Below are 25,409 nucleotides of genomic sequence, written 5' to 3' on the forward strand. Positions count from 1 at the left end.
ACTCATTACAAAAAATTGATCCGATAATGTGTATCGCTTTCGATACACTATGCTGTTTGTATCCGATACAATTCCATACTTTTGCCGGCATACCAATCTGTACACCCAGACATGATTCCCGCGAAGGTATTGATAATTGATGACGACCGCGATGTACTCGAAACAGCCCGCATGTTTTTAAAGCAGGAGTTCTCGCTTGTACACATTGAAGAGTCTCCTGAAAAAATACCGGCAGTGCTAAAGACTACCGAGTATGATGTTATTCTGCTCGACATGAATTTCAAGCGAGGAGTTAACGATGGTGAAGAAGGTTTTTACTGGCTCGATCAAATTCTGAAAGCGGATACCCAGGCCGTTGTAATCCTGATAACTGCGTATGGTGAAATAGACCTTGCTGTAAAGGCGATCAAGAAAGGAGCTACGGATTTTGTATTGAAGCCGTGGAAGAATCAAAAACTGATGGCCACTATTCTTGCTGCGCTGCAGTTACGCAAGTCGAAGAAGGAAGTTGAAAAACTGAAAGAGACGCAGGAGAAATTAAGCGATGATATCAACCATGCGTACGCGGATTTCATTGGTGAATCACCTGCCATACAGCGTGTACACGAACTCATAAACCGCGTGGCAGATGCGGATGCCGATGTACTTATACTCGGAGAGAATGGTACAGGTAAAGAACTGGTAGCACGGGCTATACATCAGCGTTCATCGCGAAGAAATAATGTATTTATTAATGTTGACCTCGGTGCGATCAGTGAGACGTTGTTTGAGAGTGAACTCTTCGGCCACGTGAAAGGTGCTTTTACGGATGCGCGCCAGGATAAAGCCGGGCGCTTTGAACTTGCTTCCGGTGGTACATTGTTTCTCGATGAGATCGGCAATCTCTCACTGGCGCTGCAGGCAAAATTATTGACGGTATTACAACACCGCAGTGTACAACGTGTAGGCTCCGCGAAAGCTATACCGGTAGACTTCCGTTTGATTTGTGCTACCAACATGCCTCTGCATGAAATGGTATTTGAGAAAACATTCCGGCAGGATCTTCTTTACCGCATCAACACCGTGGAGATTCGCGTTCCTTCTCTGCGCGAGCGCGTGGATGATATACCTTTACTGGCCGAACATTTTCTGACACGCTATGCACAAAAGTATAAACGCGCGGGTATGAAGATCGATAAATCCGTTATGAATAAACTGAAGAAGTATCACTGGCCGGGTAATATACGCGAGCTGCAACATGCCATTGAACGTGCCGTAATTCTGAATGAAGGCAAAGTGATTGAATCTCCTGAACTGTTCATCAGCGGCATACAGCATGTTGTAAAAAAAGAAATGCTGCCGCAGACACTGGATGAAATGGAGAAAGTATTTATCCAGCAATCGCTACAACAAAACCAGGGCAACGTAAGCAACACGGCCCGCGCGCTCGGGTTAACCCGCACAGCACTCTACCGAAGAATGAAACGTCATGGTTTATAGTATATATCTTACCGATTGCTTATGGTTCTGAAGCGGTTCAGCATATTGGTTATTCTGCGCATCATGCTCCTGTGTGGTACTATACTGGCTTTTGCCTGGGTTATACAACGACCGGAGATGTTCTTTAACCAACTAACGCTCGCGGCTATATTTATACTCCAGGTGATGGAGCTGATCCGTTTTGTTAACCAGACCAACCGCGAGTTATCACGATTCCTCCTCGGCATCAAACATGCAGACTTTACAATTACCTTTCACCAGGCACATCTCGGAAAATCGTTCCGCGAACTGGAAGACAGCATGCACGCTATATTGCAGGCGTATAAACAGGTAAAGATTGAAAAGGAAGCGCAGTACCAGTTTCTGCAGGCACTCGTAACAAGACTACCCATCGGTATCATTTCCATTGCAGAGGAAGATATCGTGGTTATAAATGCTACGGCGGAGAAGCTCCTTAACATAGAAGGTTATCGCAACTGGAGCTTGCTTAAATTGAGACACCCGACTGTAGCCCAGGCGTTAGATTCGGTTGGTGATCATGGCAGAAAACTGATCGAGTTCAAGACAAGTGAAAATACTGCACACCTCACCATTGAAGTGAGCACTACATTTATACTCGACAAATCGTATCGCCTCATCACCATACAAGACATTCACACCGAACTTGAGCAAAAGGAAATTGAAGCCTGGCATAAACTGATCCGCATTCTTACGCATGAGATCATGAACTCGGTAACGCCTGTAGCATCGCTCACCGAAACAATTCAAGGCATGCTTACGGATAAAAGCGGCCAGTTAAAAAGCATTGAAGCGCTTACAACGGACACGTTAGGCGACATTCGCTTCTCGCTAAACACCATTCATAAACGAAGCGAGGGCCTGCTTGACTTTGTAGAGAAATACCGCGCACTTACGCGCGTCCCCAAACCGGCCATACAACCTGTGAGGCTACATTCTTTCCTGAAGACCATGGCCAACCTGATGGAACCCGAAATGCAGCGACACAACATCGCACTGCAATGGCACGTGACTGATGAAAACCTGCAGGCGTCATTGGACAGTAATTTAATCGAGCAGGTTATCATTAATCTAATCACGAACAGTATATATGCGTTACAGCAGGTTTCTGATAAACATATATACCTGGGGGCCTATCTACACGAGAACCGCGTTATTATTGAAATAACGGACAATGGGTCGGGTATACGCGAGAAGGAAATGCAGGATATATTTATACCTTTCTTTTCCACTAAAAAAGAGGGCACCGGCATTGGGCTGAGTCTGTCGAAACAAATCATGAATTTGCACGGAGGCAGTATAAAAGTAACTTCTGTGCCGCACGAGAAAACAACATTTTATCTGACGTTTAAGGCATAGCTCCCAGAAAAATCGAATCGCTCCCAACCTTTCTGTTGCGTTGTGGGTCTAACAGCTGTAACACTTAATGTTAAACTTTGTATGAAATTTAAACATACTGCTATAGCATGTATAGCGTTACTGGCATTTGCCTTTAGCGCTTGCGATGATGATGATTCCAACGGAGGTATTACCAACTCGTATCTGCCTCTTAAGATCGGGAACTATTGGGAGTTTGTTAATATACCCGAGTATCCACCCGCAACGTATACACAGCGAACCGAAGTAACCCGGGTAGTATCGTTCAATAATAATGAGTATTTCGAGCTCGTGAACATCTACAAGGCCGGTGACAATACTTCACGCGACACTACGTACTATCGCATTACGAGTCAAGGGTATGTATATACCTGGAGAAAAAGCTCGACCGTGGAAGAAAATCCAATGAGACTTTACGCGGATGACGGTGATTCATGGAAATATGAGACCGGCTACGATACAGAAGCTACGATTACGGTTGATGAAATTGATGATCTGGAAGTAAGGCAAACCGAGCTGGACGATTGCAAGAGTTTCAGCTATGACATTGAGCAATGGGCAGATGAAGAATATAGTACGGTGCTCGCCCCGGGAATAGGCTTCGTGAAAAGAATTTCCGGCTGGGGTATAAGTTCGGAATTGGTAAAGGCTTCCATTAACGGTAAGGAATATACTTTCTGATCTATAGTGAGATTGAGCAGAAGATGGCTGAAATAAAAATGCTCCCAACCGGGAGCATTTTTTATAACTACAGTTTTGTTGTTCCAGCTATAACATTCAACTCACTTTGCACTTTTATACCGGCATGCAGACGGATCGGATTTAAGATAGTAATCTTTATAGTTCAGTGCCTTCGGGTCCATGCATCCTTTCAGTGGTAGTAATTCTACTTTTCTGAAATCGATCGGCTGACCTTCACTTTGCAATGCTATATATCCTTCACTCAGTAATTTTCCTTCCTGCCATACAGTCGGATCGTAGTTATGTACAACACCTCCAGCGATGCGCGGCTCGCTATATTGCATTACCAGTTCACCATTGATTACGTGTTTGATCAGCGAATCGCCCAGTACAATCAATTCAGCACGTACCCATTGATCGCCATCGTATGTTTTTGAAGAAGAGTTGATGCAGTGCCGATCATCAACCTTACCATTGTAGGTAATGATTGTTCCTGGAGAACACATGTTACCAGTGGTTCGCGGTTTGCCATCGCTCAGACCACCGAGAAATTGCATCTCGATAGATATAGGCCAGTCCTGCTCTTTCGGCATGGTACGCGGATCCTGTGAATGAAACATTACACCGCTGTTACGCAATGTATAATCAGGAGCTCCTTTTTGCAGGTCGCCAACAAAACGATATTCAATTACCAGGTGATAATACGAGAACGGCTGCTTGTAATATAGATGTCCGAACTGATCATTGAAATCGCCATACTGATCGTAGCGAACTTGTATAGCGCCATCTTTTACACGAAAGGTATTTCCGAAGTTTACACCTTCATCGTGATGGTGGATCTTTACCATCCAGTCGCGTATATCCCTACCGTTGAAAAGTTTAATCCATTCTTTTTTGGAAGCCTGTTTTTGTGCGCTGGCAGCTATAGATACCAGCAAAATGAGAAAAAGAGTATGAAGGAATCGGGTCATATTTAAAAATTATGCACAGGCAATATAAACATTGTATTGCTGATATTAATAAACAGAATTGAGGCATACGCTCCACAATTTTCGCTGAAAAAGCCGGTACACAGCCTAAAAACCGATGGCACGGCAATTTATATATAGTTGGCAAGGGTAGAGTAGGTTAGGTTTACAGGCCCGGATGATGCTAGTCATACCGGGCCTGTTTTTATTTTATACCTTTTCCCCCGATGACTATCGGGCAGATTTACGCAGAATATATTTTAATACAAGCTTGCGCGATTAACCGACCTCCTCTCCTTCGCAAACTATAGCTCAAGGGAAATACGACAAGATGTAATAAAATAAACTCAGAGAGATTTAAAGTATAGCGCATTATTCAAAGCATGCCCGTGCGCTGTATTATTAAAATATACATACGCTTCCTTCACGTGCTTTAGCACTGCTATTGCGTGATGAGCTTCTTTCAATGCATCGGCATCATAATCGGAGTAATATAGCTTCGGTATACCATGAAAACGGTAATACACCACAGGTGCCGTTTGATATATATCTTCCGGCAGACCAGGATAACTGATGCTGCAGAATGTAACGCGATGATGTTTCAGTTGTTTCAACACATCATTATTCCACCAGCTCACATGCCTGAACTCCACAACATTGGTAAAATTACTTTGCAACGTACTGAGTATGCGCTCCAGGTTCTCTTCGTTGTATTGCATTGCCGGGTGAAGCTGAAATAATATACTTCCCAGTTTTTCAGACAGGCCTGAGTATACGGTGTCGTAAAAACGCTGCAGTTCGTCATCTGCGTTTTTAAATCGTTTATAGTGCGTAATGATGCGGGGAGCCTTTATGGCAAACCTGAATTGCGCAGGACTGCGCTCATACCATCCTTTTAAATGTTCAACCTGTGGAAAGCGATAGAATGTATTATTCAATTCTACCGTATTAAACTTCTCGCAGTAATACTCAAACCATTTTCGTGATGATAATTTCTCAGGATAAAATAACCCCTTCCACTCGGGATATGAAAAACCCGAGCAGCCTGTCCAGCATTTCATGAATCACCTGAATTAAAAAAGCAACCTAGTCTGATGACTCCGGTTGAAATTTCAAAATCCGATATGGTTCAACAGGATTGCTGATGTTCTGCTGCGATGTACTAACATATACAGCACCGTCTGCTCCCACTGAAAAAGAATCCGGCCATTTTAAATCTTTGCTCCGCGCTACAATGCGACTGGATTTACCATCGAATACCCGAATGGCATTTTCCTCGATGGAGGCCATATATAGATTTCCTTCCTTATCGAATATCATTCCGTCAGACGGAGGGAAATTGCCTAGGTTCTCGACTTCCACGTCCAGCTTGCCTGCATAAAACTCTGGATATATCAGCAACGATGTCTCTACACGGTAAAGGCTTTTACCGGTAAGCGGTCGCCAGTATAAATATAATCCATCCGGACTCAGCGCTATACCATCTGCGTGAACTACCGGGTAGCCACCTTCTGCATCTGTATACTGTTCACCATCTATGGTCAGCACCAGGTTTTCCGACTTGGTTGAACTGCTGGCATCCAGCAATCGCCAGGATTTACCGGAATCAAGATCAACCACTATAATAGCGCCTTCATTAGAATCAGTTATATACCCTATTTCACGTTGTTCATCAATGCGTATATCATTCAGGTAACTATTGGGTTTGATAACCGGATCTTTAAATACGATAACATTTACGATACGATCGGTCTCCAGATCGATCTGTACCAGTTTAGCCCCACCATCCACAACTCCGGTATAGCGGTCTTCGCGTTTTGGATTCGCAGCATCGAGTACCCACAGGTAATCATTACGATCTACGTATACTGATTGTACACAAATAAAATGTTCTTCGGGTTTTAAGCCGGGAGCCCATGTATTCCAGTTTACATCCGGATACGGTATGGCCGTTGTGGGATTTGTCATATTTACTACCGATACAGAATGATCGGCAGACCAGTTCGGGTAATTGGCAAACACTTTCAATTGTGGTAATCTGAATTGCTGCGAAACGGCCACGCCCGTCCATTGCTTGGTAGAGGTAGCAACAACAGTAACCTGCGATTCGCCAATGGTAGGTATATCTTCACCGCCTTTAGCAGTGCCCGTTATCCCTATATCGCTGCAGGCTGCGGATAACGCAACTATTGTACAGAATATTATACTTCCTAACCATCGATCGGTATTCATAACTCATAGACATTATTTTGCTATCATCAAAAAGGAAAAAACAATGCCTGTACTTTTTTTTCATTTTTGTGCGTTCCGAAAACGTTGACAGAATTTTTGAGACAACTTTTCCTCTATATTTTTAGTTAATACTTTCATAAGTTTACGCAACGTCTTTTTTATACCATGTCTACGAAGAGTAATTCCCAGAATAAAGATTGTGATGTAGTGTTGATCGGTGCCGGAATTATGAGCGCCACACTTGGCGTTTTATTGAAGGAACTCGAACCTGAACTCACCATTGAAATTTACGAACGATTGGATGTAGCGGCTGCCGAAAGCTCTGATGCCTGGAACAATGCCGGTACAGGGCACTCCGCGTTTTGTGAATTAAATTACACACCGGAAAAGGCCGATGGCTCAATCGACATTTCGAAGGCTATAAAAATTGCCGAGTCGTTTGAGATCTCTAAACAATTCTGGGCATACCTGATCCAGAAGAATCATATACAATTACCCGAAAGTTTTATAACACCAATTCCGCACATGAGCTTTGTGTGGGGAGAGGAGAATGTAAACTATCTGCGTAAGCGTTATGATGCCCTGCAGACGAATCCTTTATTCAAGGGCATGGTTTACTCGGAAGATCCCAATCTACTGGATCAATGGATACCGTTGATCATGAAAGGACGCGATCGCCAGGAGAAAATCGCGGCTACGCGCATGGACCAGGGAACAGACGTAAACTTTGGCGCGCTTACCCGCAGCATGTTCAGCATGCTACAGGAAATGCCAGGCGTTACCATGCACTTTAACCATGAAGTGCGCGATCTGAAAAAAGAAGACAATGGTAACTGGAAGATCAAAGTAAAGAACCGCGCCACAGGCGAGAAGAGAAAAATACGTTCGAAGTTTATATTTATCGGTGCCGGTGGTGGTTCACTTCGCCTGCTCGAAAAATCAGATATACCGGAAGGGCGCGGCTTCGGTGGTTTCCCGGTAAGCGGGCAATGGCTGAAGTGTACAAACCCTGCCGTGATTGAACAACACCAGGCAAAAGTATATGGTAAAGCTGCCGTGGGCTCCCCTCCTATGTCTGTGCCTCACCTGGATACACGCATTATCAATGGTGAGCGCGCATTGCTCTTCGGACCCTACGCAGGTTTCTCTACCAAGTTTTTAAAAGAAGGATCGTACTTCGATCTGATCAAATCCATACAACACGATAACATTATACCGATGCTGGCTGCGGGTATAGACAATATACCGCTCACCAAGTATCTCATCAACCAGGTACGTCAGTCTCCGGAAGATCGCCTCGAAGCGCTGAAGGAATTTTACCCGGAAGCCAAAATGGAAGACTGGGAACTGGAAGTTGCCGGACAGCGCGTGCAGGTAATTAAAAAAGATAAAGAGCATGTGGGTGTTCTTGAGTTCGGAACAGAAGTAGTAAGCGCTGCCGATGGAAGTATAGCTGCCTTGCTGGGCGCATCTCCCGGAGCATCTACCGCTGTATCGATTATGCTTACGTTGTTGCAGCGTTGCTATGGTGATAAACTTAAATCACAGGCATGGCAATCCAAGCTCAAACAAATGATTCCATCATACGGGCAGACTTTGGCAGATAACCCTGCATTGCTGCAGGAAGCACGGTCTGTAACCAACGAAGTGTTGGGACTCAACACGGTACCTGCCTGATCTATACAGCATCACACTATATACATATAAAGAATGCACTTGCTCTGCGGGTGCATTCTTTTTTTACCAAAAGGTGTAACACACAAAGTATATATACTTCCGCACAATGTTGCTTCATTCAACAGTACCCTGACTTGCAGAATTACCTCGCGCTAAACTCATAGCTATCGGGCACAGTGGGCACGATTTTTTGACAATTACCAAAATTATTTAGGTCCCTCCAATCCCCATAACCTATGACAATCCTCGCGAATGAAACCGTAATTGATTACGTGCAAGCTGGTGATGGTGAAATCACCCTTCTTTTTGTTCATGGCGCTTTTATCAACAAAGAGTATTGGCGTGAACAGATCGAATATTTCAAAACGAATTATTCCGTAGTGGCTGTCGATTTACCCGGCCACGGTCAGTCCGGAAGAGACCGCGTTAACTGGACTATACATGAGTTTGGTAAGGATATCGTGAGCATTATCGACTCACTGAAATTATCAAATGTAGTTTTGATTGGACACTCAATGGGTGCTGATATTATTCTGGAGGCTGCTTCCATGCGAAAAGATTCTATCATTGGTGTTGTTGTGATCGATGCATTAAAGAATGCCGGTGAAGAACTGAATGAAGAAGTACAACAGCAGGTAGACTCCATTCTCGAACAACTCAACACAAATTTTGCTGATACTGTAGAGACGTATGCACAACAAGGTTTACTGTCGCCAGATACAGATCCTAAAATTACACACACGATCATAAATGATTATCGAAACGCGTATCAACCCATGGGTATACGTTCGGTGCAAGATGTATTCAGCTTCCCGACACGCGAACGCGAATTGTTACAATCATTACCTTTCAAGATATACCTGATCAACGTTGATTATATACCCACCAATGAAGAGTTGCTGCGTAAATATGCCAGTGCCGGATACGAGTTACACATCATTCACGGCACCAGCCATTTCCCCATGCTGGAAGAACCACAGGTATTAAACGAAGCACTTGAAAAGGTAATCGACAAGATCAATGAAGAGCTGATCCTGGTGCGTTAAGCTACTAGCAACATCCATTTTTTATCTCCTATAGTATACATTAAATATACATTAGAATGCTATGCAGTTAATCACGGTATGTTTTCAAACATTCCGGTGATTTAATTGTTTGCGTTTTATGACGTATGTTTGACGTTACGATTTTCCTATGAAAGTTCTTTTGGTAGAAGATGAGCCGAATGTAGTATCATTTATTCGCAGGGGATTGATTGAAGCCAATCATGAAGTTTCCGTAGCGATGGATGGCGTTACAGCCTGGCAGATGATTCAGGCTAACACTCCGGATCTGATCATACTCGACATCATGCTGCCTTCCATGAACGGAATTGAGTTGTGCCGGAAGATCCGCAGCCAGCAGATACCAACGTCTATCATTATGTTAACGGCCCTGGGAACTTCTGAAAATGTAGTGACCGGTTTGGAATCTGGTGCCGATGACTATATGATCAAGCCGTTCAAATTTTCTGAACTGCTGGCGCGCATGACTGCTGTAACCCGAAGAGCTGCAGGCCAGACTGCACCCGATGTTATTACCATTGACGACCTCGTTATTGACACCCGCGGAAAAACCGTGAAGCGTGGCGATGATCGCATTACGCTTACGGCTAAAGAATATAATCTCCTGGAATTTCTGGCGCGTAACAAAGGCCGTGTTTTTACACGTGTGGAAATACTGGAACGCGTGTGGGATATTAACTTTGACATGAATACCAACGTGGTCGATGTATATATTAATTACCTGCGCAGAAAAGTAGACAAGCAACGTGACAGAAAACTTATTCAAACGGTGGTTGGAATGGGCTACGTGCTACGCGAGGAACAGGCATAGCGTTATATATTTATACCTGTATATTTTCCGACCCAGTACCGGCACATGACAATCCGCACCAAAATATCCCTCGTCTTTACCTTGATGACAGGTACCATCCTGCTGCTGTTCATCGCCTGCGTATATATACTTTCCATACAACATGCCCATACTATTTTTTTTACACGCCTGAAAGTACGGGCATCGCTGGCGGCTGAAAGTCATTTTGGTGTAACGGAAATCAACAGCAGCGTAGTAAAGGAAATCCGCGAGCGACACTTACAACGACTACCGCGCGAGCGAGAATATTTCATTTACGATGACTCGCTTTACCTCGAACACGTCCAGCAGCAAGTGCCTCATATACCCGAGTCGTTTATAAAAACCTTAAAGCAAACCGGCTTCGCAGAATATAATCACGGCTTCCTGCACTTCTCCGGCAGCACCTATACATCGGCCAACGGACGCAACTTCGTAATTGCTTCCGCCTACGATGAGACTTTTGAAAATCACATCACCTTTTTGCGTAATGTTTTACTGGGCGGCTTTTTATTCAGCTGTATCATCGTCTTTGCACTCGGACGTATATTTGCTACGCGCATTATGCTACCTATATCTGCCATTGTCTCCAAGGTGCACGATATAACTACATCCAACCTCAGCGAACGTGTGCCCGGTGGTAATGGCAAAGATGAACTTTCCGAAATCGCCAACACTTTCAACTCCATGCTCGACCGGCTCGAAACTACATTTGAGTTGCAGCGTAATTTTATCAGCAATGCCTCGCATGAACTTCGCACACCACTTACTTCTATTCTGGGTGAAGCCGAAGTGATACAGCAGGCGCCACGCTCAAACGAAGACTACTTAAAGTCGATCGGCACCATGCACCACGAAGCGTTGAAACTGGAAGAAGTTACCTCAAGTCTGTTACGGCTTTCGCAGATCAGTTACGAAGGTAAAAAGCAGAAGATAGAGCCGCTGCAACTGGATGAGCTGCTGATGAGCATCAAGATAAATTTGGACAAACGTATGCCGGGCAACCAGGTAAAAGTCATGGTGCAGCCCTCCGAAGACAATCCGTATATATATACTTTTATGTGCTCGGATATATGGATGGAACTGGCATTCACCAATATCATTCAGAACAGCATCAAGTATTCGGACAATAAAGAGGTGCTGGTTACGCTGTCGTTCAACAAGAGCGACTTCTTTATCAACATTTCCGATTACGGCATTGGTATTCCGGAAAAAGACCTGGAGCATATTTATGAACCGTTCTTCCGTGCGAGTAATACTTCCAAGTATACCGGGTATGGTATAGGCCTCCCGTTGGCTTCACGCATCATCCGTTTGCATGGTGGGAAAATGAAAGTACACTCACGCCCGAACGAAGGAACGAAAGTCTTTGTCCAATTTCCACAGAACATGAGATTAAGAACGGATTAAAATAATTCTTATCACATTTTAATCTCACCTTAAAAGCCCCCTAATAACCGCTCCGTTCTTTTGTATTGTACCTAAAAGAACACGGTTATGAAAAACATACTGATTCCAACAACTTTCGAAGCCGACACGCTGCAGGCTATGAAGATGGCTGCGTACATGACGGAGAACAAAGGCCGCATTGTACTGATCAGCAGTTCTGAAATTTCTGATTCCATTACGGAGCTCCTGTTTCTTTCCGCGAAAGATCATATCAACACCACCAAACGCGATGCATTACGTGCCGCGTGGAAAGAATATAAAATTGAGAATAACATTTCCATGGCAGCAGAAGAACATCACCAGTTTGGTATGTCGCGCCCGGTAATGCAAAAATTATTGGAAGGATTTGAAGCGGATATCATTATCGCTCCGCCTTCTATTCAACAAAGCAAACAGTATATACATAAACTGTTGTTGAAACTGTTGCATAAAAGTGATTGTCCGCTCCTGTTATTACCTGAAAAACAACAGCCCAGTGAAACAATACAGCGTGCGCTTTTCCTGGACGAACGAACGCAGCCACTGTCGGCTTCGCTCCAGCAACTTCCGTTTCATGTTATCCACCAGTCTATGATACAGGAACACAAACATCAACCGCTGAACACGCTGGTTGATCAGCTGAACGTGGATCTTATTGTACAAGCCAAGCGAAACGATGAGACTGCGGGTGAATACGTGGATGTCAGTCACCTCGGGTTGCCGGTGCTAACGGTGTAAGAAATTGAATATATAGTATAGCTAAACGAAAGGAACGATTATGTTATTGAAGAAGAATATACCCTGGACGTATATATTGGGAAAGATCAAGTGGGAAATTACGGCTGTAGCGCTATATGCTATAGCGTTCGGGTTGTGGCATGAAGATCTGAACCTGCATCACATAACCATTCCGCTCAGTATACCGGCTATTATCGGTACCATCATTTCATTACTGCTCGCGTTCCGTTCGAATCAGGCATACGATCGCTGGTGGGAGGCGCGCATTATATGGGGTGCTATTGTGAACGACTCGCGAACACTGATCCGCCAGTTGCAAGCGTTTATTAACGATCCGGAGTTTTCGGTGGACGTAAGCCGAATTACCGAGAACTTCACCAAACGGCAGATGTTCTGGAATTATAGTTTAGGACAGATGTTGCGCGGACAAGATCCACTGAAGAATGCAGATCAGTATCTTTCGCGCGAAGACCTGAAGTTTGTACGCAACCACATGCATGTGCCCAATGCGTTGCTGATGCTGCACAACCGCGACCTGAAGTATATGCTGGAAGAAGGTCTGCTCAATCCTTTTCAACAGGTGGAGATTGACAGAACTATAACACGTTTGTGCGATGCCATGGGTAAATGTGAACGTATCAAGAATACAGTGTTCCCCACTACCTATAGCCTGTATATAAATTTTGCCCTATACCTGTTTATTGTGCTGTTGCCATTTGGTCTTACGGAACACCTGGGCAGTATACTGGTGCTGCTGGTTATACTCATCTCGGCTTCGTTCCTGCTGGTTGAAAAAATGGCCATTCATTTACAGGATCCGTTCGAGAACAAAGCTACGGATACACCGATGACAACGTTGGCCCGTAACATTGAAAAGGATCTCCGTGAAATGATACGCGACTATGAGTATGTAAAAGCCAATGCTAACCAGACGAAAGTTGTGAAGGATAATTTTTATATGTTGTAAAGTTGCTTCACTGGTATAATTCCAGGAGGCGCTTTCGCTGATAGGCTACAGTATCTTTCATACGGGTAAGTTTACCCTTCGCAGTATTAAGTTTTATCTGTGTGCGGTGAAGCTGATCGTTCTTACGTTTCAGCTTCTCCTGCAACACAGCAATCATAAGTAGTAAATTTTCTCGATCGAGGTCTGACAGATTATCAAGCTTCATAGGCATTTTGCAGCGTTAAAAAGAAATTGTTTTATCCATAAAATTTATCCGCATACTATAGCGGTTCATCAGGTCGGCACCGAGTATACCGGCCAGTCTTATATTTTCATTCTTTTGTAAGATATAGGCGAAGTCCTGCATGTTCTTGCTTCTGAAATTGCCGTACTTGATGGCCATGTCACCAATCTCGATGGTGCATGTATTTACTCTTCCGGTAGGTGCGCTTCCGTTAAAGCCCAACACTTCTGTTGTGGCATATACATCGGCATTCATCACGGTAAATCCATAATGAGAAGCTTCGGCTTCGTTGAGTATGGATACCGATGCGCCTGTATCAACAATGAAATGCGCCAGCTTTCCGTTGAGCCGTGTCCTGATCACCGGTATCTTGCCTACGGTATAAAAGTTAACAGACCGCACATACGATTCAAGCTGTACAGTTCGCACCGGGGCGCATGACCACAATACCGATAGCAGCAGCACGACCTGCAAAACACCACGGTATATATTTCGGGGGATGGTAAATTTGTTAATCATGTATCAAACATGATTACTTTTTTAATACGGTGCCGGTTTATTAGATCACTGCTCTCAACAGCAGCTACTTGTCTTTGTAATCGTATCAGACGTTTTTGTCAGTCGGTATTGGTTGTTAGTGAGGTACATGCGTTGTTTGTCTAAAAAGAAACGTATTTAACAAAAAATTAACGTACTTCAGACTATATGTACACCGGTGAAGCAACCAGACAAAAACGAAATCCGTTTGAAGCGGCCATCAGCCCTTCACTGTTGTTGCAAAGTCGCATTACCTTTCACGCAATCTTCTGGTTATGTCTCATTGCGTATGAAGGTCTCATCTCCGGCATGGTAGATGATCAATACCTGCAGCGCATCACTATATCGTTTATAGAGCTGCCGATGAAAATCATGGCGACTTACTTTACGCTCTATGTATTGATTGATAAACTGCTGATCCGGAAAAAGTATAGTATGTTCGTGATGTCGTTTTTGTTGTCGATGGCCGTGTTCGGCATACTGGCACGCACCATGGCTTATCATACCATTTACCCGCTATACTGGCCGCAAGCAACGATGGTACCGCTGTTGTTCTTCCCTAAAATACTGATCGGCATTTTCAGTATATATTCTGTCGTGGCTATTGTAGCTTCGTTTCACCTTATGAAGCATTGGTACCGGCACCAGCAGGCTTCGCAGTATTTACAACGCACGGCACAGCAACTGGAAAAAGAAAAACTCGAAGCCGAACTGAAATTACTCAAGTCGCAGATCAACCCGCACTTCCTCTTCAATACGCTTAACAACCTGTATGCACTAACCCTGCAAAACTCGCACAAAGCTCCGGAGATGGTATATAAACTTTCGCAGCTGATGAACTATATGTTATACGACAGCAATCAGCCCGATGTACCGTTGCAAAAGGAGATACAATATATACAGAACTATATCGCTTTGGAGAAGGTACGATACGATAGCCTCGATGTGTCGCTGAATGTGTACGATGTACCGGACTCTATTCGCATAGCGCCCTTATTAATATTACCCTTTGTAGAAAATGCTTTCAAACATGGTGTGAGCAATCAACTTTCGGGTGGCTGGGTACGGGTGGATATACTTCTGCAGGAGGATATACTCGTGCTGAAAGTAGAGAACAGTAAAAATATAGCCCTTATACCGGAGCAGAAATCTGTATCAGGCATCGGGCTGCAGAATGTACGAAAGCGACTTGATCTTATATACCCGAACCGTTATTCACTGCAATCTATGGATGAAGACGAAACGTATCTGTCGATCCTCAAGATCACGCTTACCGAAAGTGAACTACAGGAAATGATAACTATACCGGATCAACTTGTTACTGTATGATCAAATGCATGATCGTTGATGATGAACCGCTTGCGCGGCAATTGCTTGAATCGCACGTGCAGCGTGTAAACGGTTTGCACCTCGTAAAAAGTTGTGAGAATGCCATCGAAGCATTTACCACGCTGCAACAGAAACATATAGACCTGATGTTTCTGGATATACAAATGCCGCAGATTACCGGTATCGATCTGCTGCGTTCGCTGAAAGACCGGCCGCGGGTTGTGCTTACAACAGCATATCGTGGTTATGCCTTTGACGCGTACGATCTGGATGTGATCGATTACCTGCTGAAGCCTATATCATTCGAGCGTTTCCTGCGCGGCATCAGCAAAGTATACCAGTTGAAGCATCCGGTGGAATCGTATACCGACAACGATCAGACTGCCCCCGTAAAATCATTCGAAGACGCCTATATATACTTCCGGGAAGATCGCGAGATGGTAAAGGTATATTTGAACGACATCCTGTACATTGAAAGTCTTCGCGACTATGTACGTGTCAAGACAACACAGCGGCAGGTTGTTACTTACCAGAAGATCAGTTACCTGGAGCAAAAATTACCGGAGGGTAAATTTGTGCGCATACACCGCTCCTTCATTATACCCGTGGACAAAGTAACTTCCTTTACTGCCACTACAGCGCGTGTTGGAACAATGGACATACCGATCGGGAGGAACTTTAAAAACGAAGCACTAAAAATTCTCAATAAAAACAACGTGCTCCTCTGAAATTCTCACGCCATAAAATCGTTGTTATTACGATTGCAGATGTTAATCACTGAAAATCAGCATGCTATTGCTTTTATCGTGACCGATTAGATCGTATCTTATAGGAACAGACGCATGGAGTAAAATATTTAACGGTTTTATCTTTACTAATCATATTAGTTTCGATAAAATTGTATCGCTAATCTAGTTAGGAAACAAAACCCCTCAACCTTACTTTTTTAACTATGCAAAACATCGCCAATATTACCTCCCCGTGGACGGACGAAAATATTATTGACCTGGTACGTAAAGTCCGGAATGACCTGATCAAGGATTTTCTGGATGAGCGCTTTCTGAAAGACTATATCGCCAACAAGTATGGCATGAAAGAACTGACGGCTGTAAAAATAGAATTCATTAAACGTGATCTGAAGGAATTTCTGATTGCCCCGGTAAATACCGACCACTACAAGACCATTGTTGACCTGATACGTGAGACTAATTCAGCCTCGCTATCAGAAGGTAATGATGAACTGTTCTATAGCGAGGTCGATCAAATCCTCAAGAAGTATATTTACCAGTAGTCATTTTCTAAGCATATACTATAATCAAACCCAGCGAGACCCAGGTGATCATTTCGATCAACCACTCGGTCTTACTCATTTTCTTACTCGTTTCCATTTGATCTCCAGTTTTGGTTATGCTTATCATATATGCATTCTTATGCCTGCTTTAAGAAGCAAAAAAAGCAGGCTTATTAAAAGCCTGCTTCCCGGTGTTTGTAGAGTTAAATGGACAGTTTACCGAAAAATCAGTTCCGGGTGTGTCTCAACGCCTCCTCACTGGCCTTTAAAATTGCATTTACCTCGTCATTGCTGATCGCGTTGGATATAAACATCGCCTCATATTGCGATGGTGCCATATATATACCTTGCGCCAGCATGGATTGGAAATACGCTGCAAACTTCTGCGTATCGGATGTTTTGGCGGTGTCAAAATCTGTTACAACAGTTTCGGTGAAGAACAGCGTGAACATTGAGCCAACCTGGTTGATGGTATATTTCAAACCTGCCGCGGCAATTTGTCTACGCAAGCCGTCTACCAGCTTGGTGGTGATCTGGTTTATATGTTGATATATACCCGGGTTTGCCTGCAGATGCTTCAGCATTGCCATACCAGCCGCCATGGCGAGCGGGTTGCCGGAAAGTGTACCAGCCTGGTATATAGGACCTGCCGGAGATATATAGTCCATGATTTCTTTTCTTCCGCCATAGGCACCTACCGGGAGTCCTCCTCCTATAATTTTACCCATGGTAGAAAGATCCGGTTTCACGCCATATAGTTCCTGCGCGCCACCGGGTGCGAGGCGGAAACCTGTCATTACTTCATCGAATATCAACACAATACTGTGCTTATCGCAAAGCGAACGAAGCCCTTGCAGATAGCCGGGTTGAGGCGGCACACAGCCCATGTTACCGACAACAGGTTCAAGAATGATAGCCGCTATTTCATTTTTATTTTCAGTGATGAGCTTATCAACAGCATCGAGACTATTGAAGGGTGCTATGAGGGTATCTTTCGCAGTGCCTTTGGTAACGCCCGGGCTATCCGGTGTTCCGAATGTAAGGGCACCACTTCCGGCTGCGATCAGAAATGAATCACCGTGGCCGTGATAGCACCCTTCCATCTTAATAATCTTGTCTCGACCGGTATATCCGCGTGCAACACGTATAGCCGACATCGTTGCTTCAGTGCCTGAATTTACCATGCGCACTTTTTCAACGGAAGGCATAATCGAGCAGATGAGCTCGGCCATTTCAACTTCACGCGCAGTTGGCGCACCGAATGATGGCGATCCCACCAACGCAGCCTTTACGGCTTCTTCTACGGAAGGATGCGCGTGTCCTAAAATCATAGGACCCCACGAGTTGATCAGGTCTATATATGTATTACCGTCTTCATCATACAGGTAGGCACCTTTCGCGCTCTTCATAAACAGCGGATTACCACCTACGGCACGAAATGCACGCACCGGAGAATTTACACCACCGGGTATAAATTGTTTCGCTTTTTCAAAAAGTGATTTGCTTCTATCGTTAGCCATAGAACTTCGTTTATATAAAAGCTGCAACTTGTGAGCTGCGAGCTTTGAGTTTATTATCGTTTATCCAAGAGAACTGCTTTGCCGTGGCGGAAGCGAATGAAGGGTATCAACTGGTTATCGCGACTGAACTCGTAGTTAAAACCTTGCGTGAGGTAGCCCGGTATATATTTCTCTTTGTTCATGCTCTCCTGGAAGTATGCTCCGTTCTTGTGCAGTTGATTTCCGGCAAAGAGCATAAACTCATATCCCATGCGCGCATATAGTGAAGGAGTACGTCCGTGCGTTCTGATGAATTTCCGGTTGAAAGCGATAAGGTAAGGATTATTGGTTAATGAAACGTTGGGCGCTATAAATGCAACCGGCAATGAACTATACTTGTCCAATTCAAGAGCCGTTTGTTCGAGCCAGTCTTCCGAGCCCAGCACCAGAGCCGAGTCACCACGGGTATCTACGGCACCGAGTACTTTGGTATAGATCAACGCATCATCTGATGCTACAAATATACCTCCTAGACTATCTTTACGCAGAGTAAATTGTTTCGCGTACTTATACTCATCGTATTCTGTAGCCGTTGCCAGTGTACCTACAACTTTGCCCAGATTATCTTTTGTAATACGATGCGAACCGAGAACCTTCAAACCTCTTTCGCGTGCTTTATCTACGAACGTAGCCGCCAGCAACGAATCTCTGCGCGATGTACCATAGAACACGATACAATTTTTCTTGCGCACACTTGCCGCCATAAACTCGCCCGACTTCCGCCCCATGGTTTCTACAGACGGCTGGTATAAAAATGCATACGGGTTTGTGCCAATAACATCGCTGTTGTTCGAGAATGGATTGAACACATTTATTTTATTCTCCAATGAGAAATCCTGTATCGCTTTATTCTCTTCCGGGAAGAACGGACCTACCAGCAAGTCAGAACTCTTCAGTTCATCCGTCTTTAAAAGCGTTTTGATCTTTTCGGTATTACGATCCGTATCATAGGCACGCAGACTGATCTTTACATTTTGTTTTGCCAATGTATCTGCTGCCAGTTTCATACCTTCATAAAAATCAAGTACGATCTGGTTGCGTTTACGGCCCGGAGTTGGTTCGAGTGTACTTACCATAAAAGGCAGCAACACCGAAACGGTATAGGTATCTTTATGTATAGTCTTGGGAGTTTCCGGGAAATAATCCGAGCGCTTTAAATTATACTGGCTGATGAGTGTTTCCAGTAAAGCACGACTGTCTTTATCAGCCATATCTTTAGCAAGTGCATTTACCAGTGCTTTACCCACCACTTCATCTTTTGGATATTCTTCGCGCATCATTTTGAGCGTTTCTACATCTGTTACCGGGGCGAGTGCTTTTGTTTTCAGCGCCTCGATCTCCTTCTCCATCTTCTTGTCTTTAATGGAAGCGAGTATCTTGATTCCCTGGAAGTAATCTTTATTGTCCAGGTATACTTTGCCTAACCAGAAATTTACCTCATCCATCTTGTCCCAATCCGGATGAAGCGTTTTCAACTGGTTGAACATATCTTTTGCAACCGCATTATACCCTTGATTGTGCGCAGCCAGTGCATAGTAAAACGCAGCGTATTCTGAAAACTGGTTGTTGGATGCGTAGGGTATTAAAGGTTTGAAAGCCTCCATTGCCAGATTATACTTTCCTTCTCTGAAAAGTTGCTTGGCATTGAAGTATTGTCGGTTATAATCAGTTACCTGGGCAAATGCCAGGGCGGGGATAAAGAATAACAGACAAAGTATAAGCTTCTTATTGATCATGCTCGTGTGCTTCATAATTCTAAAGTTACTGGGGGCCGGGAGTATATTTCAGCAGTGCCCGCTATAGCAGGCACTGTTGCTGAAGTATATAATTTTATTCCCACTCGATGGTAGCCGGAGGTTTCGAGCTGATGTCGTATACCACGCGGTTAACACCTTTCACTTTATTAATAATATCGCTGGAGACGTTCGCCAGGAATTCGTACGGCAAGTGTGCCCAGTCGGCTGTCATACCATCGGTACTGGTTACGGCACGAAGACTCACTACACGTTCGTAGGTACGCTCATCGCCCATGACCCCTACGGATTGTACAGGCAGCAACATAGCACCTGCCTGCCATACTTTATCATAGAGACCATGCTCGCGTAATCCTCCTATAAATATACTGTCTACTTCCTGCAGGATCTTTACCTTATCGGCTGTGATATCGCCCAATATACGTATACCAAGACCAGGGCCCGGGAACGGATGACGACCGAGTATAGCAGGATCTATACCGAGTGTTTTACCTACCACGCGCACTTCATCTTTAAAGAGCGTATTGAGCGGTTCCACTACTTTCAGTTTCATTTTCGCAGGCAAACCACCTACGTTGTGGTGCGACTTGATGGTTACGGAAGGACCTTTTACAGAAACAGATTCAATGATATCCGGATATATAGTGCCTTGTCCCAACCACTTCACATCGCTGAGCTGGTGCGACTCTTCGTCAAATACATCTATAAATGTCTTACCAATTGCCTTACGTTTTGCTTCCGGATCGGTAAGCCCCGCTAATGCCGTATAGAATTTATCTTTTGCATCAACACCTTTAATGTTGAGACCCATGTGTTTGTATGAATCCAGTACCTGCTCAAATTCATTCTTGCGTAACAAACCGTTATCTACAAAAATGCAATGCAGGTTCTTGCCAATCGCTTTATGAATGAGTATAGCCGCCACAGTAGAGTCAACTCCTCCGGAGAGCGCCATAACTACTTTATCATCGCCAAGCTTTTTCTTAAGATCCGCTACCGATGTTTCTACAAACTGATCGGGAGTCCAATCCTGCTTGCAGTTACAGATATGTACTACAAAATTCCGGAGCAGCTCTTTGCCTTGCAGCGTATGCGTTACTTCCGGGTGAAACTGTATACCATATACCTCTTTGTCCTTTACTTTATAGGCCGCCACCTTTACGGAAGGCGTGGCAGCAATCACTTCAAAAGAATCAGGCACCGAAGCAATGGTGTCGGCATGCGACATCCACACCTGGCCATCGAGTGCTATCTCTTTCAACAAAGTGTTGTGATGATCTACTGTAGTGAGTTTGGCACGTCCGTATTCGCGGGCGTGTGACGGCAGTACCTGGCCACCGCTTTTGTGGGCGATGAGCTGGGCACCGTAGCAAACTCCGAGCACGGGCAGGTTTCCGAATTGCTGAAGATCAACATCAGGAGAACCTTCGTCACGTACGGAGCACGGACTTCCGGAGAGTATAACGCCTTTTGTATCAGGTGTTATGGTTGGAATCTTGTTAAAAGGGTGGATTTCGCAGTAAACATTGAGTTCGCGTACCCGGCGGGCAATAAGCTGTGTGTACTGAGAACCGAAATCTAAAATGAGTATCTGTTGCGGCATGGGTGCAAAGATAACCCGAGATTTTTTTGGTGGAAGTAAGGAAATAGAATAAACCGCGAAAAGCTCTCTACTTTAAAGTAAAGAGCCGGTCAAATGAACCAGACCTCAGCCTGAACGAGGATGTTTACAACGTCCGGGCTGAAGTCGGTTTCTATTTTCTAATATCGATTCATGATAATCAGGCCAATCTGAAAGCCCACTGACGAAAACTTGTCTACATTGAAGGTTTCACTTTTGTTGGTAGAGTAGTCGTAGTGCACGGCAGCCATCGCTCCCAGCCCGCGGTTTCGGGTAAAACGGAACAGCACACCGGCTTCAGGTCGCGCCAGAAAACCCCACTTCTTCTCCACGCTTGAATAAATATTATAGTATTGCGCGTACTCATTATAGTTTGCACCAATACCAATGCCGGCATACGGAAAGAAACGTTCGCTTTCGCCAACCTTGAAATGGTACAGGCCGCTCACGGCCAAACCATATTGATAAACATAGTTGAAGTAATCGGTGGTGATAGCACCTCCATGACTTTCAAAGGTCTCTGTTGGTTTATACTTATCAAAGGTTGTCCAACTTGCATCAATGCCCAGCGAAACCCGACTGTCTTCCGTAACAAAAGCGCGATAGCCCATGCGACCGCCCCTGGCACTGGTTTCGTCTACAAAATCTTTGTTGCCCAAAGGCGTGTTAACGTCCAGCGCTATATAGAAGTAATTGTTCTGTGCATATAGAACCTGTGCACCGAACAATGCTATTGTGAATATCAGGTATCTCATAACCTATTCTTGTACTTTTAAGTAAGGTGATTGAACAAAGGCCTGGTTAACCGCCTCTATAGATTGATCGAGTTGATTTACTGCGTTGAACAGATCGCCCATATAGGCATTCCAGATCACTTCGTATTTCTGGTTGGCAGCCGCATTTTTCAAATCAACAAACTCCACCACCAGCGAGCCGGTGTTATAGGCATACGTCTGCACATACGGATAGTAATAATAGCCACCGTATCCATAGTAGCCCGAGTAATAATAGTTTGGATATACCACCTGCTGAAAAAGATTCAGGTCCTTTACAGCATATACATTTACACCTATATCCGGGCTTTCATGAAAGCCTACACGAGTATATCCCAGCTTATTCATATTTGCTTCAACAGTCTGCAACACTTTGCGGGGCAGATCATATTGCGGTGAAGTACGAATGGTATCGTTACGATCGGTATTGGAAACATAGCCGATGGTATCGGTTGGAAGCGCGTATGTTTTATACGTACCTATACTGTTGCCCCCTATATATACCGTTGTGTCGTAGTTGGTGGAAACCACCATTTGGTCAAGAAGATCATAATCATCCGGCTCCGGGTGGCACGACCATAATGCCACCAGTACCGTTGCGCATACCAGTAATTGTCTCATGAGTGTCGGTTGTTTTTATTCTAAACGATAGCGGAACATGATAAATTATCATTCCGTAATGCTTAGACACCGAAAGGAGGCAATAGGTTTAAAGCGTGTTATCAGCTTAATAATTGTCCTATACCAAACAATAAAACAAAAACAAGCGTGGAAAGTGCCATTTGTTTGAGGTACGGATCAAGTTCGTGCGAAGGCTTGCGACTAACCGCCAAACCGTTTTTAATAAAGAGCGGGGCACTTAGCAGAAAAAGAAATTGCCAGGGAGCATTATACGTTAACACACAATATAGCACGGCACTTAACAAACCTCCGATCAGCAAAAACCAGTGATATGTTACTGCTTTGTCTTTGCCAATACGAACGGGTATAGAAAACTTACCGGCCATGCGGTCGGATTCTATATCGCGGATGTTATTAACATTGAGTACTGCGATCGAAAACAAACCACAGCTCAATGCAGGCAATACCTGGTAAGCTGTAACCTGTTTTGTAAAAAGATAGTATGACCCCATCACACCCACCAGTCCGAAAAAGATGAGCACGGAAATGTCACCGAGGCCCATATAGCCATACGGCTTGCGACCTACGGTATAGGCAATGGCTGCTACTATACTCAACACACCAAGTCCAAAGAAGAAAAGAATAGCATTCCAGTTTACACCAAATGAAACCAGCAGCAATGATATACCGCTGATGAGGCAGAGTATAACAAAGATAATCACAGCAGCGCGCATCTGTTGTGCCGTAATGGCTCCACTCTGCACAGCGCGCGAAGGACCTTTACGCCCCGCATGATCTGCACCGTTTACCGAATCGCCATAGTCGTTTGCCAGGTTGGAAAGTATTTGCAAAAAGATGGTGGTGGATACACACAACAGAAAGATATTCCATTGAAATGCACCTGCGGCCGATGCCAGAAAACCACCCATCGCTATACATGACAGTGCCAGCGGCAGTGTACGTAACCGGAAGGCCTGAAGCCAGACTTTTGTGTTCATGCTCTGCAAAAGTATACTTTCAGTTTTTCTAAGGCATGCATCCGTGCATTTTTTTTATCAGCTGCTCACCGGTAAAAGAAAATCGTCTTCCCTCCTGCCGGAAGAAAGACGACCCTTTTTTCGTATCCGTTATATATTATTGAATGATCTTGCTGACGATCTGATCATCCAGCGGATTTACTTTCGATCCGTAAAATCCCTTTACTTCACCATTCTTGTCAACCACATATTTGCAGAAGTTCCATGAAGGTGCCTTACCCGTTTTCGCTTCCAGCCATTGGTATAGCGGATGCTGATCGCGGCCCTTCACCGATATCTTTTCAAACATCTGGAACTTTACTCCGTAGTTTCTTTCGCAAAATGATGCAATGTCTTCATTTGAGCCTGGCTCTTGCCACAAAAAATTATTAGCCGGAAAACCCAGCACAACAACTTTGTCTCCGTACTGCTCGTGCAGTTTTTCAAGATCGGCATACTGTGGTGTATATCCGCACTTGGAAGCTGTGTTTACGATCAGCAGATTTTTACCTCTGTATTGATTGAAATCTATATCCTGCCCATCGAGTGCTTTCATCTTGAAATCATAGATCGAACCGCTTACCTGCCTGGGCCGGCCACCCGATATAAGTTTCGAAGAAAGAAAAGCAACTAGTCCCATCGTGCCCGCAATTACAATCGTTACCTTAATTAATCTCATTTATAATTTCCTTGTCCAGCGGATTTACCTTTGATGCATAAAACTTAACGGTACCATCAGGCTTCACCAGGTATTTACAGAAATTCCAGGAAGGTTCGCTGCCGGTTTTCTCCTTCAGCCATTTGTAAAGTGCATGTTGATCTTCGCCCTTTACGGAAATCTTCTCGAACATCTGAAATTTAACACCGTAGTTCTTCTGACAGAACGATGCAATATCTTTATTAGAGCCGGGCTCCTGCGCACCAAAGTTGTTAGCCGGGAAACCCAGTATAGTTACCTTATCGCCAAACTGCTCGTGCAATTTCTCCAGATCAGCATACTGTGGCGTATAGCCGCATTGCGATGCCACGTTTACAATCAGAAGTGTTTTACCTTTATACTTTGAAAAGTCAATCAACTCGCCATCGATTGAGTTCAACTTAAAGTCATAAATAGAAGCAGCCGATGAAAGAACCATAAGCAATACCAGTGAAAGTGTTTTCATACGTAATTCATCATTATAATTGGAAGAACAAACTTATAGCTTTTTTGTTCAAAACGGTTACAGA

The 25,409-nt window shown here is 44.3% G+C and carries 25 protein-coding genes; 12 read left to right on the plus strand and 13 right to left on the minus strand.

The genetic code is table 11. The annotated features are described in order from the left end of the window. Positions 1 to 111 precede the first annotated feature (111 nt). From ACFQ21_RS07400 to ACFQ21_RS07410, 3 genes are all read left to right on the plus strand, one after another. On the plus strand, positions 112 to 1,479 hold the full coding sequence (locus tag ACFQ21_RS07400) for a sigma-54-dependent transcriptional regulator (protein ID WP_377577012.1): 1,368 nt from the start codon (positions 112 to 114) through the stop codon (positions 1,477 to 1,479). A 21-nt stretch (positions 1,480 to 1,500) separates the two neighbouring features. Continuing rightward, positions 1,501 to 2,856 carry a sensor histidine kinase gene (locus tag ACFQ21_RS07405; RefSeq protein WP_377577014.1) on the plus strand — a complete coding sequence of 452 codons (1,356 nt, stop codon included), beginning with the start codon at positions 1,501 to 1,503 and terminating at the stop codon, positions 2,854 to 2,856. Between the two features lie 81 nt (positions 2,857 to 2,937). After that, positions 2,938 to 3,555, plus strand: a complete 618-nt coding sequence (locus ACFQ21_RS07410; protein ID WP_377577017.1) for a hypothetical protein — start codon at positions 2,938 to 2,940, stop codon at positions 3,553 to 3,555. Positions 3,556 to 3,656: 101 nt separating this feature from the next. Here the strand turns inward: ACFQ21_RS07410 and ACFQ21_RS07415 are convergent, their stop codons facing one another. The 3 genes from ACFQ21_RS07415 to ACFQ21_RS07425 form a co-directional block, all read right to left on the minus strand. Then, a complete protein-coding gene (locus tag ACFQ21_RS07415; RefSeq protein ID WP_377577020.1) occupies positions 3,657 to 4,526 on the minus strand; it encodes a 3-keto-disaccharide hydrolase in 870 nt (289 codons plus the stop codon). A gap of 344 nt (positions 4,527 to 4,870) precedes the next feature. Next, the gene (locus tag ACFQ21_RS07420) at positions 4,871 to 5,584 is read right to left on the minus strand and encodes a DUF72 domain-containing protein (RefSeq protein WP_377577023.1); all 714 of its coding nucleotides are present in this window, start codon (positions 5,582 to 5,584) and stop codon (positions 4,871 to 4,873) included. A gap of 25 nt (positions 5,585 to 5,609) precedes the next feature. Continuing rightward, positions 5,610 to 6,755, minus strand: coding sequence for an L-dopachrome tautomerase-related protein (locus tag ACFQ21_RS07425; protein WP_377577026.1), 1,146 nt, complete (start codon positions 6,753 to 6,755; stop codon positions 5,610 to 5,612). Between the two features lie 165 nt (positions 6,756 to 6,920). Between ACFQ21_RS07425 and ACFQ21_RS07430 the strand changes: the two genes are divergently transcribed. The 6 genes from ACFQ21_RS07430 (at position 6,921) to ACFQ21_RS07455 (ending at position 13,458) form a co-directional block, all read left to right on the plus strand. Beyond that, positions 6,921 to 8,432 carry a malate:quinone oxidoreductase gene (locus ACFQ21_RS07430; protein ID WP_377577029.1) on the plus strand — a complete coding sequence of 504 codons (1,512 nt, stop codon included), beginning with the start codon at positions 6,921 to 6,923 and terminating at the stop codon, positions 8,430 to 8,432. Between the two features lie 236 nt (positions 8,433 to 8,668). Further along, the gene (locus ACFQ21_RS07435) at positions 8,669 to 9,478 is read left to right on the plus strand and encodes an alpha/beta fold hydrolase (RefSeq protein WP_377577032.1); all 810 of its coding nucleotides are present in this window, start codon (positions 8,669 to 8,671) and stop codon (positions 9,476 to 9,478) included. 148 nt (positions 9,479 to 9,626) lie between these two features. Then, a complete protein-coding gene (locus tag ACFQ21_RS07440) occupies positions 9,627 to 10,307 on the plus strand; it encodes a response regulator transcription factor (protein ID WP_377577035.1) in 681 nt (226 codons plus the stop codon). 45 nt (positions 10,308 to 10,352) lie between these two features. Continuing rightward, positions 10,353 to 11,735, plus strand: coding sequence for a HAMP domain-containing sensor histidine kinase (locus ACFQ21_RS07445; RefSeq protein ID WP_377577037.1), 1,383 nt, complete (start codon positions 10,353 to 10,355; stop codon positions 11,733 to 11,735). Between the two features lie 87 nt (positions 11,736 to 11,822). Continuing rightward, positions 11,823 to 12,491, plus strand: a complete 669-nt coding sequence (locus ACFQ21_RS07450) for a hypothetical protein (protein WP_377577040.1) — start codon at positions 11,823 to 11,825, stop codon at positions 12,489 to 12,491. Positions 12,492 to 12,531: 40 nt separating this feature from the next. Beyond that, complete coding sequence (locus ACFQ21_RS07455) at positions 12,532 to 13,458, plus strand: bestrophin family protein (protein ID WP_377577043.1); 927 nt, start codon at positions 12,532 to 12,534, stop codon at positions 13,456 to 13,458. 7 nt (positions 13,459 to 13,465) lie between these two features. Here ACFQ21_RS07455 and ACFQ21_RS07460 read toward each other — a convergent pair whose 3' ends face one another. Next, positions 13,466 to 13,663 (minus strand): hypothetical protein, encoded by a 198-nt coding sequence (locus tag ACFQ21_RS07460; protein ID WP_377577046.1) that lies wholly within the window; start codon positions 13,661 to 13,663, stop codon positions 13,466 to 13,468. 15 nt (positions 13,664 to 13,678) lie between these two features. Continuing rightward, positions 13,679 to 14,200, minus strand: coding sequence for an aspartyl protease family protein (locus tag ACFQ21_RS07465; RefSeq protein WP_377577049.1), 522 nt, complete (start codon positions 14,198 to 14,200; stop codon positions 13,679 to 13,681). A 186-nt stretch (positions 14,201 to 14,386) separates the two neighbouring features. Here ACFQ21_RS07465 and ACFQ21_RS07470 point away from each other — a divergent pair, with 186 nt between their 5' ends. The 3 genes from ACFQ21_RS07470 (at position 14,387) to ACFQ21_RS07480 (ending at position 16,838) form a co-directional block, all read left to right on the plus strand. Then, complete coding sequence (locus tag ACFQ21_RS07470; protein WP_377577052.1) at positions 14,387 to 15,547, plus strand: sensor histidine kinase; 1,161 nt, start codon at positions 14,387 to 14,389, stop codon at positions 15,545 to 15,547. Continuing rightward, complete coding sequence (locus ACFQ21_RS07475; protein WP_377577055.1) at positions 15,544 to 16,275, plus strand: LytR/AlgR family response regulator transcription factor; 732 nt, start codon at positions 15,544 to 15,546, stop codon at positions 16,273 to 16,275. The genes ACFQ21_RS07470 and ACFQ21_RS07475 overlap by 4 nt, the downstream gene beginning before the upstream one ends. 224 nt (positions 16,276 to 16,499) lie before the next feature. Continuing rightward, a complete protein-coding gene (locus ACFQ21_RS07480) occupies positions 16,500 to 16,838 on the plus strand; it encodes a hypothetical protein (protein WP_377577058.1) in 339 nt (112 codons plus the stop codon). Positions 16,839 to 17,065: 227 nt separating this feature from the next. On the opposite strand, the gene hemL is transcribed toward ACFQ21_RS07480, so the two are convergent. The 8 genes from hemL to ACFQ21_RS07520 form a co-directional block, all read right to left on the minus strand. Then, positions 17,066 to 18,358 carry a glutamate-1-semialdehyde 2,1-aminomutase gene (gene hemL, locus ACFQ21_RS07485; protein ID WP_377577061.1) on the minus strand — a complete coding sequence of 431 codons (1,293 nt, stop codon included), beginning with the start codon at positions 18,356 to 18,358 and terminating at the stop codon, positions 17,066 to 17,068. A 53-nt stretch (positions 18,359 to 18,411) separates the two neighbouring features. After that, positions 18,412 to 20,133, minus strand: a complete 1,722-nt coding sequence (locus ACFQ21_RS07490; protein ID WP_377577064.1) for a hypothetical protein — start codon at positions 20,131 to 20,133, stop codon at positions 18,412 to 18,414. Positions 20,134 to 20,227: 94 nt separating this feature from the next. Then, positions 20,228 to 21,754: a glutamine-hydrolyzing GMP synthase gene (gene guaA / locus ACFQ21_RS07495; protein WP_377577066.1), complete on the minus strand. Its 1,527-nt coding sequence runs from the start codon at positions 21,752 to 21,754 to the stop codon at positions 20,228 to 20,230. Positions 21,755 to 21,912: 158 nt separating this feature from the next. Beyond that, complete coding sequence (locus ACFQ21_RS07500) at positions 21,913 to 22,527, minus strand: opacity family porin (RefSeq protein ID WP_377577069.1); 615 nt, start codon at positions 22,525 to 22,527, stop codon at positions 21,913 to 21,915. A 3-nt stretch (positions 22,528 to 22,530) separates the two neighbouring features. Continuing rightward, on the minus strand, positions 22,531 to 23,166 hold the full coding sequence (locus ACFQ21_RS07505; RefSeq protein WP_377577072.1) for a DUF4136 domain-containing protein: 636 nt from the start codon (positions 23,164 to 23,166) through the stop codon (positions 22,531 to 22,533). A gap of 101 nt (positions 23,167 to 23,267) precedes the next feature. After that, a complete protein-coding gene (locus ACFQ21_RS07510; protein WP_377577075.1) occupies positions 23,268 to 24,164 on the minus strand; it encodes a 1,4-dihydroxy-2-naphthoate polyprenyltransferase in 897 nt (298 codons plus the stop codon). Positions 24,165 to 24,300: 136 nt separating this feature from the next. Next, complete coding sequence (locus ACFQ21_RS07515; RefSeq protein ID WP_377577078.1) at positions 24,301 to 24,861, minus strand: glutathione peroxidase; 561 nt, start codon at positions 24,859 to 24,861, stop codon at positions 24,301 to 24,303. Further along, positions 24,848 to 25,345 (minus strand): glutathione peroxidase, encoded by a 498-nt coding sequence (locus tag ACFQ21_RS07520; protein ID WP_377577081.1) that lies wholly within the window; start codon positions 25,343 to 25,345, stop codon positions 24,848 to 24,850. Before ACFQ21_RS07520 ends, ACFQ21_RS07515 begins: the two co-directional genes overlap by 14 nt. Between the last annotated feature and the right edge of the window lie 64 nt (positions 25,346 to 25,409).

It is taken from the genome of Ohtaekwangia kribbensis, assembly GCF_042676245.1.
Classification (GTDB): Bacteria; Bacteroidota; Bacteroidia; order Cytophagales; family Cyclobacteriaceae; genus Ohtaekwangia; species Ohtaekwangia kribbensis.

Bases quoted from the DNA above. Each gene is read 5' to 3' on its own strand.
- ACFQ21_RS07400 (WP_377577012.1), top strand. From the start codon at position 112: ATGATTCCCGCGAAGGTATTGATAATTGATGACGACCGCGATGTACTC.
- ACFQ21_RS07405 (WP_377577014.1), top strand. From the start codon at position 1,501: ATGGTTCTGAAGCGGTTCAGCATATTGGTTATTCTGCGCATCATGCTC.
- ACFQ21_RS07410 (WP_377577017.1), top strand. From the start codon at position 2,938: ATGAAATTTAAACATACTGCTATAGCATGTATAGCGTTACTGGCATTT.
- ACFQ21_RS07415 (WP_377577020.1), bottom strand. From the start codon at position 4,526: ATGACCCGATTCCTTCATACTCTTTTTCTCATTTTGCTGGTATCTATA.
- ACFQ21_RS07420 (WP_377577023.1), bottom strand. From the start codon at position 5,584: ATGAAATGCTGGACAGGCTGCTCGGGTTTTTCATATCCCGAGTGGAAG.
- ACFQ21_RS07425 (WP_377577026.1), bottom strand. From the start codon at position 6,755: ATGAATACCGATCGATGGTTAGGAAGTATAATATTCTGTACAATAGTT.
- ACFQ21_RS07430 (WP_377577029.1), top strand. From the start codon at position 6,921: ATGTCTACGAAGAGTAATTCCCAGAATAAAGATTGTGATGTAGTGTTG.
- ACFQ21_RS07435 (WP_377577032.1), top strand. From the start codon at position 8,669: ATGACAATCCTCGCGAATGAAACCGTAATTGATTACGTGCAAGCTGGT.
- ACFQ21_RS07440 (WP_377577035.1), top strand. From the start codon at position 9,627: ATGAAAGTTCTTTTGGTAGAAGATGAGCCGAATGTAGTATCATTTATT.
- ACFQ21_RS07445 (WP_377577037.1), top strand. From the start codon at position 10,353: ATGACAATCCGCACCAAAATATCCCTCGTCTTTACCTTGATGACAGGT.
- ACFQ21_RS07450 (WP_377577040.1), top strand. From the start codon at position 11,823: ATGAAAAACATACTGATTCCAACAACTTTCGAAGCCGACACGCTGCAG.
- ACFQ21_RS07455 (WP_377577043.1), top strand. From the start codon at position 12,532: ATGTTATTGAAGAAGAATATACCCTGGACGTATATATTGGGAAAGATC.
- ACFQ21_RS07460 (WP_377577046.1), bottom strand. From the start codon at position 13,663: ATGAAGCTTGATAATCTGTCAGACCTCGATCGAGAAAATTTACTACTT.
- ACFQ21_RS07465 (WP_377577049.1), bottom strand. From the start codon at position 14,200: ATGATTAACAAATTTACCATCCCCCGAAATATATACCGTGGTGTTTTG.
- ACFQ21_RS07470 (WP_377577052.1), top strand. From the start codon at position 14,387: ATGTACACCGGTGAAGCAACCAGACAAAAACGAAATCCGTTTGAAGCG.
- ACFQ21_RS07475 (WP_377577055.1), top strand. From the start codon at position 15,544: ATGATCAAATGCATGATCGTTGATGATGAACCGCTTGCGCGGCAATTG.
- ACFQ21_RS07480 (WP_377577058.1), top strand. From the start codon at position 16,500: ATGCAAAACATCGCCAATATTACCTCCCCGTGGACGGACGAAAATATT.
- hemL (WP_377577061.1), bottom strand. From the start codon at position 18,358: ATGGCTAACGATAGAAGCAAATCACTTTTTGAAAAAGCGAAACAATTT.
- ACFQ21_RS07490 (WP_377577064.1), bottom strand. From the start codon at position 20,133: ATGATCAATAAGAAGCTTATACTTTGTCTGTTATTCTTTATCCCCGCC.
- guaA (WP_377577066.1), bottom strand. From the start codon at position 21,754: ATGCCGCAACAGATACTCATTTTAGATTTCGGTTCTCAGTACACACAG.
- ACFQ21_RS07500 (WP_377577069.1), bottom strand. From the start codon at position 22,527: ATGAGATACCTGATATTCACAATAGCATTGTTCGGTGCACAGGTTCTA.
- ACFQ21_RS07505 (WP_377577072.1), bottom strand. From the start codon at position 23,166: ATGAGACAATTACTGGTATGCGCAACGGTACTGGTGGCATTATGGTCG.
- ACFQ21_RS07510 (WP_377577075.1), bottom strand. From the start codon at position 24,164: ATGAACACAAAAGTCTGGCTTCAGGCCTTCCGGTTACGTACACTGCCG.
- ACFQ21_RS07515 (WP_377577078.1), bottom strand. From the start codon at position 24,861: ATGAGATTAATTAAGGTAACGATTGTAATTGCGGGCACGATGGGACTA.
- ACFQ21_RS07520 (WP_377577081.1), bottom strand. From the start codon at position 25,345: ATGAAAACACTTTCACTGGTATTGCTTATGGTTCTTTCATCGGCTGCT.